Origin of the sequence: Pseudomonas sp. NPDC079367 (genome assembly GCF_044542195.1) — a bacterium.
Lineage (GTDB): Bacteria > Pseudomonadota > Gammaproteobacteria > Pseudomonadales > Pseudomonadaceae > Aquipseudomonas.
Genome location: NZ_JBITTW010000001.1, coordinates 173,640 through 188,517, shown reverse-complemented (window position 1 = coordinate 188,517; position 14,878 = coordinate 173,640). Strand labels below are relative to the sequence as shown.

Here is a 14,878-nt window from a genome sequence, read left to right as displayed (position 1 = left end):
TTTTCCCATGCTCGACGCCTACATCTTCGCGGGACTGCGCACGCCATTTGGCCGCCACGGCGGCGCACTCGCTTCGGTACGCCCAGACGACCTCGCCGCCCATGTGATCCACGAATTGCTCGCTCGCCACGCCATCCCTGGCGAAGCCATCGAGGACGTGATTCTGGGCAATACCAACCAGGCAGGGGAGGACAGCCGCAACATCGCGCGTCACGCCGCACTGCTTGCAGGCTTGCCCGTGACCGTACCTGGGCAGACAGTTAACCGCCTGTGCGCCAGTGGTCTGGCGGCGGTGATCGATGCCGCCCGCGCAGTGACCTGTAACGAAGGCGAACTGTTTGTCGCCGGCGGGGTGGAGAGTATGTCCCGTGCACCCTTTGTCATGGCTAAAGCAGAAGCGGCCTATAGCCGCGAACTGACGGTGTTCGACAGTACCATTGGCGCCCGTTTTCCCAACCCGAAGATCGTCGCCGAGTTTGGCAACGACAGCATGCCGCAAACGGGCGATAACGTGGCTCAGGAGTACGGCATCTCCCGTGCTGAGGCCGACGTCTTTGCTGCCGGCTCTCAGGCCCGTTATGAAGCCGCACGTAGCGCAGGTTTCTTTCAGGAAGAACTGCTCGCGGTCAGCGTGCCCACCGGGCGCAAGACGCCACCCAATGTGGTGGAGCAGGACGAGCACCCGCGCCCGCAATCGGACCTGATCGCTTTGGCTCGCCTGAATCCTCTCTCCGAAGGTGGTGTGGTTACCGCCGGCAACGCATCAGGCGTCAACGATGGCGCGGCGGCATTGCTGATTGGCTCGGCCGCGGCGGGCGAACGGCACGGCTTGGTTCCGATGGCGCGCATTCTGTCGGCCGCCGCCGTGGGTGTGGCCCCGCGCATTATGGGCGTCGGCCCGGTGGAGGCTATTCATAAGGCATTGGCTCGCGCGCAGCTCAGCCTGGCGGATATGGACATTATCGAGATCAACGAAGCGTTCGCCAGCCAGGTGCTGGGCTGCCTGAAAGGTCTGGGTGTTGCGTTCAACGACCCGCGGGTAAACCCACACGGTGGCGCCATCGCCGTCGGCCACCCATTAGGTGCATCCGGTGCGCGCCTGGCCCTGAGCACCGCTCGCGCGCTGCAACAGAGCGGCAAACGCTACGCTGTGGTGAGCCTATGCATCGGCGTGGGCCAAGGCCTCGCCATGGTGATGGAGCGTGTGTAAGTGCGCGCAAGCAAAGGTGAAATGAAATGGGTGCTTTGACTGGGTATCGCGTGCTCGACTTGAGCCGCATTCTGGCTGGTCCCTGGTGCGGCCAAACTCTGGCCGATCTGGGTGCCGAAGTGATCAAAATCGAACGGCCGGGCGCGGGTGATGACACCCGTGGCTGGGGGCCGCCATGGATGAAGGGGCAGAACGCCGAGTCCACCGGCGAGGCTTCTTATTACCAGTCCACCAATCGCGGCAAGTTGTCGGTGGCGCTAAACATCGCCAGCCCCGAGGGGCAGGAAATGGTGCGGGCCCTGGCTACCAGTTGCGACGTACTGATCGAGAACTACAAGGCCGGTTCCTTGGCCAAGTACGGGCTGGATTACGCTAGCCTCGCTGCGCTCAATCCACGCCTGGTGTATTGCTCGGTGACGGGTTTCGGCCAGACCGGGCCGCGCGCCGCAGAACCGGGTTACGACTTCATCATTCAGGGTATGGGTGGAATGATGAGCATCACCGGCGAGCGCGACGATCTGCCCGGTGGCGGCCCGCAAAAGGTAGGCGTTGCCTTCGCGGACCTGATGACCGGCCTGTACTCGACGGTGGCTATCCAAGCTGCGCTGCTCAGCCGAGAAAAGACCGGGCTTGGTCAACATATCGATATGGCGTTGCTGGATGTTCAGGTCGCCACACTGTGCAACCAGAGCCAGAACTATCTGGCTTCCGGCAAGCCGCCCGGGCGTTATGGCAACGCCCACGCCAACATTGTGCCGTACCAGGTGTTTCGCGCCAGTGATCGCGACTTCATCATTGCCTGCGGCAACGACTCACAGTTCGTCGCACTGTGCGACGCCATCGGCCTGCCAGAGCTGCCGAAAGATCCGCGTTTCGCGCGCAACGCCGACCGAGTCAGCAACCGCGAGGAGATCGTTGCCATCCTGTCGCGTCACTTTCTCGGAGGGCTCGCCGATGAGTGGGTAGGGCGCATTCACCCGCAGGGCGTACCGGTAGGGGCCATCAACAGCATTGCCCAGGCGCTGGACGAACCACAGATACTGGCGCGCAACATGCTGGTCAACATTCCCCATCCCTTGAAAGCCGACTTCGTCACGGTCGGCAGTCCGATCAAGTTGTCTCGCACACCGGTCGAGTACCTGCGCCCCGCGCCGATGCTGGGTGAGCATACCGATGAGGTGCTCAAGCGCCAGTTGGGTCTCGATGATGAGCGCCTGGCCGAGTTGAAGGCACAAGGCATCATCGAACAGCTTGGTGAACGCTGAACCTGCCATGCCCCGGCCAGCCAGCTTGCCGGGGCAATTTTTCCCATGGAGCCTTTATGAAAGTCCTCGTAGCGATCAAGCGTGTGGTCGATTACAACGTCAAGGTTCGCGTCAAGGCGGACAACAGCGGCGTCGATCTCGCCAACGTTAAGATGTCGATGAACCCCTTCTGCGAAATCGCCGTGGAAGAAGCCGTACGCCTGAAAGAGAAGGGCGTTGCCAGTGAAATCGTCGTGGTGTCGATCGGCCCGACGGCGGCGCAAGAGCAGCTGCGTACTGCTTTGGCCCTCGGTGCCGACCGCGCCATCCTGGTCGAGGCTGTCAAGGAAGAGGGTGCTGACGAGCTGAACTCCCTGGCCGTGGCCAAGCTGCTCAAGGCCGTGGTCGACAAGGAGCAGCCGCAGCTGGTGATCCTCGGCAAGCAGGCCATCGACAGCGACAACAACCAGACCGGCCAGATGCTCGGCGCGCTGACCGGCTTCGGCCAAGGCACCTTCGCCTCCAAGGTCGAAGTGGCGGGCGACAAGGTCAACGTGACCCGCGAGATCGACGGCGGCCTGCAGACCGTGGCGTTGAACCTGCCGGCGATCGTCACCACCGACCTGCGTCTGAACGAGCCGCGCTACGCCTCCTTGCCGAACATCATGAAGGCCAAGAAGAAGCCGCTGGAGGTGCTCACCCCGGACGCCCTGGGCGTTGCCACCGCGTCCACCGTGAAGACCCTGAAAGTCGAAGCGCCGGCTGCCCGCCAGGCCGGCATCAAGGTCAAGTCGGTGGCGGAACTGGTCGAGAAACTGAAGAACGAGGCGAAGGTAATCTAAATGACTATCCTGGTTATCGCTGAACACACCAATGCCGCCCTGGCGCCGGCCACTCTCAACACCGTGGCCGCTGCGCAGAAGATCGGTGGCGACATCCACCTCCTGGTTGCCGGTGCCGCCTGTGGCGCCGCCGCCGAAGCGGCTGCCAAGCTCGCCGGCGTGGCCAAGGTGCTGGTGGCCGACAACGCCGCCTTCGCCCATCAGCTGCCGGAAAACGTTGCGCCGCTGGTAGCTGCTCTTGTTCAAGAAGCAGGGGGCAAGGGTTACAGCCACATCCTCGCCGCCGCCACCAGCAACGGCAAGAACATCCTGCCGCGCGTCGCCGCCCAGCTGGACGTCGACCAGATCTCCGAAATCATCGCCGTGGAAAGCGCCGACACTTTCAAGCGGCCGATCTACGCCGGTAACGCCATCGCCACCGTGCAGTCTTCGGCGGCGGTGAAGGTGATCACCGTGCGTGCCACCGGTTTCGATCCGGTGGCCGGCGAAGGCGGCAGTGCTGTCGTGGAAGCCGTGGCCGTTGGCGGCGACGCCGGCATCTCGGCCTTCGTCTTTGAGGCGCTGGCCAAGTCCGATCGTCCGGAACTGACCGCGGCCAAGATCGTCGTCTCCGGCGGTCGCGGCATGCAGAACGGCGACAACTTCAAGCACCTGTATGCCCTGGCCGACAAGCTCGGCGCCGCCGTCGGTGCTTCGCGCGCTGCGGTCGACGCCGGTTTCGTGCCCAACGACATGCAGGTTGGCCAGACCGGCAAGATCGTCGCGCCGCAGCTGTACATCGCCGTCGGCATCAGCGGTGCCATCCAGCACCTGGCCGGGATGAAAGACTCCAAGGTCATCGTGGCAATCAACAAGGACGAAGAGGCGCCGATTTTTCAGGTGGCGGATTACGGTCTAGTGGGTGACTTGTTCGAGGTCGTGCCGCAGTTGCAGCAAGTGATCTGAAGCCCTAAAGGAATGTGTTGCAATACCTATAGAATTGTGCTATGCGTGCATACTCAAGTGGCGTGCGGGTTTCAGGGCTAATGCATTTGAAACATAGAGTTGACGTGCGGGAAAGACAATTTTTTGACTTACACGTTATGCGGTAAGTCTGATGCTTGAGCGTTTGAGCTTAGGCATTCTGGTTGTTTTCGTTATTCTTTGTACCCGGTTTTGTACCCGGTTTTGACTTCTTGTAGCATGTAGTGCTGGTTGCTGGCTTAGGGTGGTTGTGCCGAGATTGAATCGGCCTCGAGCCCGTCATTGAGTGCTTTGCTTGTAGTCCTACTGGCTTGAAACGTTTAAGCGCTATGTTGTCTGTCTGGCTATCACGCTGAGTGTAGGTGTTGTTAGGTGACTCGCTCGCTAATAACGCTCTCTCGGAAAGAGATGTAAGCCATAGCGTCATTGAGGTCTTTTATTCTGACTTGGACAGCCTGAGAGATTTTCTCATCGCTTTCCGCTGGAGGAGTTTCGTCTGGGTGGGCCATCTTCCAGAGAGCAAGAAGCTTCAGGTATGACAAAAGAGAGTGCGCTCAGCAGCAAGTGGTCGCCCGCCTGAAGTACTTATGATCATGACTCCACTCATTACAAAAACAAGAGAAGAGCCATGGCCGGAAACATCAAAAAACAGGTCGATAGTATCGACTACAGCACCGTCGCGGTTCCGGAAGAACACCGCATGAGCAAAGGCTCACTGACGATGGCTTGGTGGGCCATCTGCAGTGCTATGTTTTGGCTGGTGGTGTCCGCCACCCTGGCAATGAGCTTTGGTACGATGAATGCCATAATCGGCTTACTCTTGTCGGTCGTAACTTATGCGGCCATCAACGGGGTCATTGCCCGCTACGCCATTAAGACCGGATTATCGGTCGCACTCTTCTCCCGGGTGCTATTCGGACGCGCCGGCGCAGCACTGGCCACCCTGATTTTCTTCGCCACGGCGATCTACTACAGCGTGTTTGAAGGCTCGGTGATCGCCATTGCTATCCAACACTACGTGTCCGACATCACGCTCAATCAAGCCTACCTAATAGTGGTGCTATACAGCGTGCCACTGGTGTTCGGTAGCGTGCAGACCTGGCTGGATAAGTTCAATGGCGTGCTGCTGCCGCTCTACCTGATTGGTCTGATTGCCGTAGTAGCGATGGCCGTCGGTGAATACGGCTACAGTTCTGCCTGGTTGGAAATGGGGCCTGAGAGCGGGCCAGTAAGTAATGGCTGGTGGGACTGTTTCACCTATTTCATGGGAGTGTGGATTCTCATGATGTACACCTGGGACTACGCACGCTTCGGTCGTAAGCAGGACGCCAGCTACCACGCTAAATTTAACTTCGGCCTACCATTCTATATCTTCACCTTTCTTATTAACGGTCTGGTCGGCATCTTTCTCGCCGCCACCATTCCCGCAGAGGGCGGCCTGTCTGAGGTCTCGGTGGTGCTGGCCATTGTCGAGCTGATGGGTATCTGGGGGTTGTTGTTCGTTTGGGTCAGCCAGACCCGTATCAATACCGCAAATTTCTTCATGGCCGCTAGCAACATGCATGCGTTCTTCGGCCGTTTTGGCTTGGCGGCTGTGCCTTATATGGCATGGGCCGTAGTAGTTGGCATCGTGGTCTACACAATGATGTTGCTCAATGTGTTCAGCTACATTCTGCAAGCCCTGGCATACCAGAGCATCTTTGTAGTGGCTTGGGTAGCGATCGCTTTGGCGCATATTTTCTCGCCGAAATATACCCAGCTGTTCGAGGGCAATATTGAATTCGCTCTCGAACGAGTCAACGCCTTCAACCCGTGCGGCTTGATCGCCTGGTTCTTTGCCGCTGGCCTGGGGATAGTGCTGCTGAATTTCGGCGGAGCAACGCTGGCGACCTTCTCAGCGCCGGTGACCTTTGTCTGCGCGTTCGCCAGCTACTGGCTGCTACTCAACAGCGCCAAACGCAGCTGGTTTGTCCGCACCAGCTGCAGCTGAAACCAATATCGGCGCCCACCGGGCCGATGTATTCGGCTCCGGCAACTTGCTGCAGCTACCAAACCCGATCCAAAACTAAGCCGCAACACCGCAGCGGCTTAGTGCTGCGTAGCTGAAAAAAAGACTAACAATGCTAAGAGCCAATTCATGAAAATGATCAACCTGCACCCACAAGCAACTCTCATATTACTTCCATTGTTGGCATCGCTCGCGCTACCCGCAGGTGCGGTGGCTATCAATGACAACTTGGACATTGGCGGCGCCGTGCGTGCGCGTATCGACTACGACCCCGACCGGGATATCGAGAAGCTGAGTTTCGATACTGCCTTTCTCACCGCTACCTACAACTCCGATAGTTGGATCGGCGCGGCTAAATACCGTTTCTATGGCGACGCTTACCCTTTCGACTATACCGACAAGATCGGTGACATCGCCTTCGCCGAATATGCATGGATCGGCTACAAGTTCGATGAGTCGCGTCAGATTCAGGTGGGACTAAACAAGATTCCGTTCGGCCTGCTGCCCTATGCCGGCAGCACTTTCTTCTTGACCTTGGGCAGCATGATCGGCCTGGAAGACATTGCGAACCTTGGTGTTAAATACATCCAGCAGCAGGATGACTGGAACTTCCAACTCGCTTACTACCTAAGCCCGGCTGATCAGGGTCAAGGTACAAGCCGCGGCGGGCGGACCTATGCAGCCAGTGTTGCTACGGCAGATGACTACGTCGTCGACGGCAGCGATAACCACGAGCGCGACATCTTAGTCGGGCGTCTGGCCCGCAACCTAAAGCTTGGGAGCTGGCAGTCGGAGATCGGCGCCTCGGCATTGACCTCGACGCTGCAGAACCAGGACAGTCGTGATAGCGGCCGCCGAAATGCCCTAGCAGTCCACTACTCGGGCAAGAATGGCCCCTGGGGCGTGCAACTGCAAGCCACTCGCCAGGACATGAGCCCGGAGAATCCCGGCAGAGACAAGCTGGTTAGCTTCGGCAGCTTCGACGGCACCTTTAACGTTGCCGCCAAGGGTAACCTCTATGTAGCCGACCTCAGCTATGACATTCCTGGCTCACTCGGGTGGCTCTCTGGTGTCAAGGTTTACGGTAACTACAGCCTGTTCGACAAGGATGAGTCCAGCTTCGAGGATTCCCAGCGCTTCATCCTTGGCACATCTTTCTCGCTGAAAGACCTATGGATCGCCGTCGAGTGGTTGCACGGCAAGCACGATCCCTACATCGGTGGCGGTAGCTACACCCAGAGCCTGGGCGCCGGCGGTAGCGAACGCTGGGAAAACCAGTTGTATACCAATATCGGTTACTACTTCTGAGGCAATAAGCGCCCCTAGCAACCACTCACGCTCCTATTTTCGCCAGCCATGTGCTGGCGTTTTTTTATGGTGCGCCAGGCATGGCGCGTAGCGCCGTGACTGGCGCTGTCGGGTTCACTGTGGTGGTGAGCCTGGCGACTTGGAGGTGAAAGTCCTCTACACACCCGGCAAGGGGAAGTGTTAGCTGAAGGCAAGGGTGTCGCGGGCGACTGCGAATCTGAAGGAAGCCCGAGACAAAATGCTGGCCTGACGAACAGGAAGCGGATGAGGCGGCGCAGCGGGGTGAGGTGGCCATAATCGCCAAAGCCCGATACTTGCACGGAACGCTGCGACGTAGATCCGACAGGCATAAGCAGGAAGGTCGCGCGAATTACCCTGGGAGATCTGTACGCTTGCCATTGTGCTACCGATTGTCGAGAGGCGACGGGATGGGCGTGCAGAAGTCAGCCGAGGCCGTAGTAAGTGGCGGTCAACCACGCCATCAAGGGCCGAACAGGTCATGCCGCCAGTAGGCGTCAGCGTCTCGTCGATAACCGAAATGCAGAAATTTCTCCAAGAGAAGACTGTCACCCCGAGTCCCGGCCAGAGGCCGAGGATGACGCCTGACAGCGCAGAGGTATCGGCGGCGTCGGTGACGTGGATGAACGCGGAGCCGGACACGCTGATGGAGCGGGTGCTTGCGCCGCTCAATCTCAAGCGTGCGTATCAGCGCGTGGTCAGCAACAAGGGGGCGCCGGGTGCCGATGGCATGACGGTCGCCGACTTGGCAGGCTACGTGAAACAGTATTGGCCCATCCTGAAGGTCAGGCTGCTGGCAGGTGAATACCATCCCCAGGCAGTGCGGGCGGTCGAAATTCCCAAACCGCAGGGCGGTATGCGGCAACTGGGCATTCCCAGTGTCGTGGATCGCCTGATCCAGCAAGCCCTGCTGCAACAGCTCACGCCGATCTTCGATCCGCTGTTCTCGGACTATAGCTACGGCTTCCGTCCGGGCAGAAGCGCTCACCAGGCTGTCGAGATGGCCCGCACCCATGTGGCGGCGGGTCATAGGTGTTGCGTGGAACTCGATCTGGAGAAGTTCTTTGATCGGGTCAACCACGACATCCTGATGTTCTGTGTTGAGCGCCATGTCGAAGACAAACAGGTGCTCAGACTCATCCGCCGTTACCTCGAAGCGGGCGTCATGTCGGGCGGGGTTGTCAGCCATCGGCAGGAGGGGGCGCCGCAAGGCGGCCCGCTTTCGCCGCTGCTGTCGAACATCCTGCTCGATGAACTCGACCGTGAGTTGGAGCGGCGAGGCCATCGCTTCGTGCGCTATGCCGATGACGCGAACATTTATGTCCGTAGTCCGCGTGCTGGCGAACGAGTGCTGGCCAGTGTCGAGCGGTTCCTGAATCACCGTCTGAAACTGAGACTGAATCGGGACAAGAGTCGCGTGGCTGGGTCGTGGAAATGCGACTACCTGGGGTATGGGATGAGTTGGCACTCGCAGCCTAGACTGCGAGTGGCAACCATGAGCCTGCGCCGTGTGCGCGACCGTCTCAGGGAACTGCTGCGAGGGGTGCGGGGCCACAAGATGGCGAATGTCATCGAGCGGGTAAACCCGGTGCTGCGAGGCTGGGCAGGCTACTTCAAGCTCAGCCAGAGCAAGCGTCCACTGGAAGAGCTGGATGGCTGGGTCAGGCACAAACTTCGCTGTGTCATCTGGCGGCAATGGAAGCAGCCCTCTACGAGGGCGCGCAACCTGATGCGCCTGGGATTGAGCGAGGAGCGTGCCTGCAAGTCGGCCTTCAATGGCCGAGGCCCGTGGTGGAACTCAGGAGCGCCGCATATGAATCAGGCGCTGCCGAAGAAGCTATGGGACAGACTTTGACTGGTCTCGATACTGGATACGATCAATCGGCTTAACCGCATGGCCTGAACCGCCGTGTACGGAACCGTACGCACGGTGGTGTGGGAGGACGGCGGCCGTGAGGCCGCCTCCTACCCGATCGCAGCGTTCCGGCCTCCCGGCATTAGATCTTGAGTAGATGCACCAGTAGAAACAGTTCACTTCAGGCCAAAAAACGGTGCGCTTGAAGACAAGCCAGCCGCTAGGCCCGCGCGTAGCTTAGCGATGTGGGCAAGACATCCGTCACGCCTCCCCAGACAAAAACAAGATTTGTGGTGACCCATGAACATAGTAGACCCGATCACCCTGGCAGTCGTGCGCGGTGCGCTCGAAACAGCCCAGCGAGAAATGACCCTGACGCTGGAAAAGACCAGTCGCTCGAGCGTGTTCAACCTCGCCCACGACTATTCCAACGCACTCTTCGATCACCTCCCGGAAATGATCCTGCAAGGCCAGGACCTTCCTATTCATCTCGGTTCGCTTATCCCAGCGATGAAATGCGTTGCTGGCTTCTTCGGTGATGAGATTGCCGAGGGCGATGTTATTTATCATAACGATCCAGCCTACATGGGCAGTCATATCCTCGACTGCTGCATGTACAAACCGGTGTTCTATAAGGGCGAGCTGGTGTTCTGGACGGTCTGCAAGGGCCACCTGACCGATATTGGCGGCCCGGTACCGGCCGGCTACAACCCGGACGCAAAAGAAATCTACGCAGAGGGCCTGCGCATCCCGCCTGTCAAGTTGTGGGCCCAGGGCCAGCGCCGGGAAGACGTAATCAACCTGCTGCTGACCAACATGCGCGCCCGCGCCTATCAAGAAGGCGATCTGAATGCCCAGTACGGTGCTTGCAGCGTGGGCGAGCGTCACCTGATCGAGTTGCTCGATCGCTATGGCGTCGACCAGGTCCGAGCGTGCATTACCGAGCTGAAAGATATGGCAGACCGTCATATGCGCGCATTGTTGCGTGATGTGCCAGACGGTTTCTACAGCGGCACTGCCATTCTCGAAGACTCCGGTCATGGTCTGGGAGAATTGTCGATCACTGCCCAGGTGGAAATTCGCGGCGACGAGGCGCACGTTCTGATAGAGAGCCCGCCGCAGGTGCCTTACTTCATCAACTCCTACGCGGGCAATTCGATCTCCGGGGTTTACCTCGGACTGATGATGTTCGCCCAGGTGCCACCGCCCTACAATGAAGGCCTCTATCGCTGCGTGAGTGTAGACCTTGGCCCGTCCGGTACTCTGTGCAACGCCCAGGAGCCGGCACCGCACGTCAACTGCACCACTACTCCGATGGAAACCCTCGCCGATGCCGTGCGTCTGGCCCTTGAACAGGCGGCTCCGGAGCGTGTGACCGCCTCCTGGGGGCATGCCAGCGGGATCAATATCGCTGGGCACGACCCACGCAACAACAACGATGAATATGTGACCATGGTGCTGGCCTCGGTCATCTCCGGCGCTGGCGCTAACAAGGCTATGGATGGTTGGCCTGCTTGCGGCCCGCTGTGCTGCTTCGGCGCGCTGACGTCCGGCGATATCGAACTGCTTGAGTACTCCTATCCGGTACTGATACACCGCTACAGCCTGATGACCGACAGTGGTGGCGCCGGTGAATTCCGCGGTGGCTCTGGTACTCGCCTGGAGCTCGAGCCGCTGAAGCACGCCATGACCGTGGTCGGTTTCGGTGAGGGCCGGCAGCTGCCTACCGCCGGTGCGGCAGGGGCGAAGAATGTTCTGCTCGAGCCCAAGCTCGGCCGCTTGATCCATAGACATGTCGACGGTGAGGAAGACCATTACATCCAGAACACTCTGCTGACCGCACAACCAGGTGAGCGCGTAATCAACGTCAACCCGGGCGGTGGTGGCTATGGCGACCCACTACGTCGTCCGCTGGCCACGGTTCTAGCCGATGTGCGCAACGGCTTGGTCTCGATTGACGGCGCGCGCCTTGAATACGGCGTAGTGATTGACGGCAACGGCCAACTCGATGAAGCCGCAACCCACGCACACCGAGCCGCGCACTGAGCACAGCCCCTTTGAGCAATGCAGAGAATTCGAAAATGAGCAAACAACAATATCGCCTGGGCATCGATGCCGGCGGCACCTTCACTGATTTCATCCTCGCCGACCATCAGGGCAACGTGCAGTTGTTCAAGGCGCCGTCCACCCCACATGACGGCACCCTGGCCATACGCAACGGTCTGGCGCAAATCGCCGATGCCCTCGGCCGTACACCAGCCGAGATCATTGCCGACTGCGATCTGTGCATCAACGGGACGACTGTGGCGCTCAACGCACTGATCGAAAAGACCGGGGTCAAGGTGGGCCTGCTGTGTACCGATGGCCATGAAGACAGCCTGGAAATTCGCCTTGGCCACAAAGAAGATGGCCATCGCTATGACGCCACTTATCCACCGGCGCATATGTTAGTGCCGCGCCACCTGCGCCGTCCAATCGGCGGGCGTATTATCAGTGACGGCAGCGAGTTCAGCCCGCTAGACGAGGCGGCGATTCATGCCGCCATCGACTACTTCCGCGAACAACAGGTGCAGGCGGTGGCGATCTCCTTCGTCTGGTCGGTGCGCAACCCTAGTCACGAGCAGCGCGCTATGGCTATGGTGCGTGCGGCTTTACCTGACGTATTTGTCTGCAGCGGCCACGAGGTGTTCCCGCAGATTCGCGAATACACACGCACCTCGACAACCGTGGTCAACGCCTACCTTAGCCCAGTGATGGGTCGTTATATCGAACGCATCGACGCGCTGTTCGAGGAGCTGGGCGCGCAGCAGCCTACCCGCTATTTCCAGTCCAACGGAGGTCTGGCTCCTGGCGTGGTAATGCGTGAGCGGGCGGTCAACGCGATCAACTCCGGTCCGGCATCTGCCCCGCAAGCCGGCTTGTGCGTGGCCCAGCCATTCGGTATCGACAACGTAATCACCGTCGATATGGGTGGTACCTCGTTCGACATCACTCTTAGCAAAGGCGGTCGCACCAACTTCAGCAAAGACAGCGACTTCCTCCGTTACCGTATCGGCGTGCCAATGATTCAGGTGGAATCCCTTGGCGCCGGCGGTGGCTCGATCGCCCACCTTGACGACTTCGGCATGCTCCAGGTCGGTCCACGCAGTGCCGGGGCTAACCCCGGGCCTGTGTGTTATGGAAAGGGTGGGGTCGAGCCGACTGTAACCGATGCTAACCTGGCGCTCGGTTATCTGGCTGATGGTGCACTGCTCGGTGGCAGCATCCGTCTAAATCGACAAGCCGCGATCGATGCGATCCGCAGTAAAATTGCCGAACCGCTGGGTATCAGTGTCGAGCGCGCGGCCGTCGGTATCATTACCCTGGTTAACCTGAGCATGGTTAGTGGTATCCGCCGCGTGTCCATTGAGCGTGGTTATGATCCCCGTGACTTCGCCCTGATCGGTGCCGGTGGTGCAGCGGGCATGCACGTGATGCGACTAGCTGAGGAAATCGGCAGCAAGGTTGTGCTGATTCCCAAGGTGGCTTCGGGGCTGTGCGCCTTCGGCCAGATTCTCTCTGACATCCGCTATGATCAGCTGACTACTTTGCCGATGCGTTTGGATGACGAGTTCGTCGATTTGGAGCAACTAAACCAGGCCCTGCAGCAGTTACGCGAGCGTGGTATGACGAACCTGCGAGACGATGGTTTCGGTGGTGACAATCGTATTGAATGCCAGTACAGCCTGGAGATTCGTTACCTCGGACAGATCCACGAGTGCAGCGTCGAACTGAGCTGCGACCGGCTCGACCGTAGCAGCCTGGCGGCCCTGCGCGAATCCTTCCACCAGCGGCACAAGGCGCTGTTTTCCTTCAGTGAGCCTAACAGCCCGGTCGAACTAGTTAATCTAGAGTGCTCGGTGATCGCGCGGTTACAGCGTCCACCAATGCCTGAACTTGCAACCCCGCTCAAGGCAACGGCCGCGATTCCGGCTGGTCATCGTCCGATGCTGTTCAATGCGCAAGACGATTGGCAGGACACGCCTGTGTACAACGGCGACCGCATAGAAGTAGGGCAGATTATTCAAGGTCCCTGTGTGATTGAGGAAGCGACCACAAACATCGTTGTTCCACCGGGCTGGCGGGTCAGTCTGGATCCCTCGGCCACATATGAACTGACTCCCGGTCATTGACCGTCAGGGATTTTTAACAAAGGATTGTGTAACAACGGCACCGACGGCATTCACCGTTGGTGCCGCCCTCATAATAACTACAAATTGAGGACCTTTCATGACAGATCAATTGTCTACGCGGTATTGGCCTGAGGGAGAAAGGCAATCGCGTTGGGCCGAAGCCATCGGCAATACATATTTTCCATTGTCGTTGGAGTTCAATTCCAGCGCCATTTTCCAAGGCAGCCTGAAAATTTGGAAAACGGGCAGTACGCCGTTGGCGTTATCGCGCCTGCGCTCCAGTCAGCTAGGCTATTCGCGCAGCGAGAGCCAGGTTAGCGAAGATACTGAACCCTGTTACCTTGTAACAGTGCCGCGCCTTACCGAAGTACACTTCGAGCAAGACGGTCGTGAGCTCCATTGTAAGCCAGGTGGGTTCATCTTCGAGCGAGGCGATGCGCCTTATCGTTTTCACTACTCCTGCGACAACGACCTTTGGGTATTCAAGCTGCCTGAGCGCGCGCTACATGGACAGATACGTGGAGCCGAGCGCTACACCCGTTTCTGTTTCGAGGCTCGGCGTGGATTGGGACGAATTTTTGTTGATCAACTGGCGATGTGTGCCGCGCGCTTCGACGAATGCGATGCGGATGCCCGTCATATGCTGCTGGAACAGGTGCTTTCGACGTTGTTAATGGCTCTGCGCCAAGATGAGCGCGTCCTTAATAGTGAGAGTTCGAGTCTAGCTGCCCTGCATTTGCAGCGTATCGAGCACTACATCGACCGAAACTTGTGTTCAGCTGAACTAAACCCGCAGCATATTGCTCAGGCCTGCGGCTTATCGGTTCGCTATTTGCATAAATTATTTTTCAGTACGCCCTACAGTCTCGGTGAATGGATTCGCCTGAAACGATTGGAGGCTGTATATCAACGCCTACGTGATCCCCACTGCCACCTATCAATCGGTGAGCTGGCATATCGTTGGGGGTTCAGTGATCAGGCACAATTTTCCCGGCATTTTCGCCAGCACTTTAGTTGTACTGCCAGTGAAGCCCGAGCCGTTTCGTTAAAGCCGTAGCCGGTTACTTTATTGTCAATGTGCTCTGGGGGATTAGAAGTCACTCGGCGTAGCTCCCCATAAAGGCTCCACGCCTTTTCACCGTTGCGGGAGTACCAGTTATATATCGGCGTCTGATATTCCATACGGGCGCTAACTTGGGTAAGCCTTTGTCGTCTGCATTGGCAAACTCATGCGTAGCTGGTGTTGCTGATCAAGCCA

Annotated in this window: 10 protein-coding genes; all 10 read left to right on the top strand. The window is 58.8% G+C overall.

From position 1 onward, the window contains the following. Positions 1 to 7: 7 nt before the first annotated feature. Positions 8 to 1,210 carry a 3-oxoadipyl-CoA thiolase gene (locus ACIGDJ_RS00725; RefSeq protein ID WP_023048093.1) on the top strand — a complete coding sequence of 401 codons (1,203 nt, stop codon included), beginning with the start codon at positions 8 to 10 and terminating at the stop codon, positions 1,208 to 1,210. Positions 1,211 to 1,236: 26 nt separating this feature from the next. Further along, positions 1,237 to 2,475: a CaiB/BaiF CoA-transferase family protein gene (locus tag ACIGDJ_RS00720; protein ID WP_023048094.1), complete on the top strand. Its 1,239-nt coding sequence runs from the start codon at positions 1,237 to 1,239 to the stop codon at positions 2,473 to 2,475. Between the two features lie 56 nt (positions 2,476 to 2,531). Next, on the top strand, positions 2,532 to 3,296 hold the full coding sequence (locus tag ACIGDJ_RS00715; RefSeq protein WP_023048095.1) for an electron transfer flavoprotein subunit beta/FixA family protein: 765 nt from the start codon (positions 2,532 to 2,534) through the stop codon (positions 3,294 to 3,296). Beyond that, on the top strand, positions 3,297 to 4,241 hold the full coding sequence (locus ACIGDJ_RS00710) for an electron transfer flavoprotein subunit alpha/FixB family protein (protein WP_023662939.1): 945 nt from the start codon (positions 3,297 to 3,299) through the stop codon (positions 4,239 to 4,241). 646 nt (positions 4,242 to 4,887) lie between these two features. After that, positions 4,888 to 6,249 carry a cytosine permease gene (locus tag ACIGDJ_RS00705; RefSeq protein WP_033902867.1) on the top strand — a complete coding sequence of 454 codons (1,362 nt, stop codon included), beginning with the start codon at positions 4,888 to 4,890 and terminating at the stop codon, positions 6,247 to 6,249. Positions 6,250 to 6,396: 147 nt separating this feature from the next. Beyond that, positions 6,397 to 7,575, top strand: coding sequence for a porin (locus tag ACIGDJ_RS00700; RefSeq protein WP_397478131.1), 1,179 nt, complete (start codon positions 6,397 to 6,399; stop codon positions 7,573 to 7,575). Positions 7,576 to 8,074: 499 nt separating this feature from the next. Further along, positions 8,075 to 9,448 carry a group II intron reverse transcriptase/maturase gene (ltrA, locus tag ACIGDJ_RS00695; protein WP_049950174.1) on the top strand — a complete coding sequence of 458 codons (1,374 nt, stop codon included), beginning with the start codon at positions 8,075 to 8,077 and terminating at the stop codon, positions 9,446 to 9,448. 300 nt (positions 9,449 to 9,748) lie between these two features. After that, positions 9,749 to 11,494, top strand: a complete 1,746-nt coding sequence (locus ACIGDJ_RS00690) for a hydantoinase B/oxoprolinase family protein (protein ID WP_033902868.1) — start codon at positions 9,749 to 9,751, stop codon at positions 11,492 to 11,494. A gap of 35 nt (positions 11,495 to 11,529) precedes the next feature. Continuing rightward, positions 11,530 to 13,620 carry a hydantoinase/oxoprolinase family protein gene (locus ACIGDJ_RS00685; RefSeq protein ID WP_033902869.1) on the top strand — a complete coding sequence of 697 codons (2,091 nt, stop codon included), beginning with the start codon at positions 11,530 to 11,532 and terminating at the stop codon, positions 13,618 to 13,620. A 97-nt stretch (positions 13,621 to 13,717) separates the two neighbouring features. Beyond that, positions 13,718 to 14,677: a helix-turn-helix domain-containing protein gene (locus ACIGDJ_RS00680; RefSeq protein ID WP_033902870.1), complete on the top strand. Its 960-nt coding sequence runs from the start codon at positions 13,718 to 13,720 to the stop codon at positions 14,675 to 14,677. Positions 14,678 to 14,878: the final 201 nt, after the last annotated feature.

Excerpts from the sequence above, each read along its gene's own strand:
- ACIGDJ_RS00685 (WP_033902869.1), top strand. The coding sequence starts at position 11,530 with ATGAGCAAACAACAATATCGCCTGGGCATCGATGCCGGCGGCACCTTC.
- ACIGDJ_RS00690 (WP_033902868.1), top strand. The coding sequence starts at position 9,749 with ATGAACATAGTAGACCCGATCACCCTGGCAGTCGTGCGCGGTGCGCTC.
- ACIGDJ_RS00715 (WP_023048095.1), top strand. The coding sequence starts at position 2,532 with ATGAAAGTCCTCGTAGCGATCAAGCGTGTGGTCGATTACAACGTCAAG.
- ltrA (WP_049950174.1), top strand. The coding sequence starts at position 8,075 with ATGCCGCCAGTAGGCGTCAGCGTCTCGTCGATAACCGAAATGCAGAAA.
- ACIGDJ_RS00725 (WP_023048093.1), top strand. The coding sequence starts at position 8 with ATGCTCGACGCCTACATCTTCGCGGGACTGCGCACGCCATTTGGCCGC.
- ACIGDJ_RS00700 (WP_397478131.1), top strand. The coding sequence starts at position 6,397 with ATGAAAATGATCAACCTGCACCCACAAGCAACTCTCATATTACTTCCA.
- ACIGDJ_RS00720 (WP_023048094.1), top strand. The coding sequence starts at position 1,237 with ATGGGTGCTTTGACTGGGTATCGCGTGCTCGACTTGAGCCGCATTCTG.
- ACIGDJ_RS00705 (WP_033902867.1), top strand. The coding sequence starts at position 4,888 with ATGGCCGGAAACATCAAAAAACAGGTCGATAGTATCGACTACAGCACC.
- ACIGDJ_RS00710 (WP_023662939.1), top strand. The coding sequence starts at position 3,297 with ATGACTATCCTGGTTATCGCTGAACACACCAATGCCGCCCTGGCGCCG.
- ACIGDJ_RS00680 (WP_033902870.1), top strand. The coding sequence starts at position 13,718 with ATGACAGATCAATTGTCTACGCGGTATTGGCCTGAGGGAGAAAGGCAA.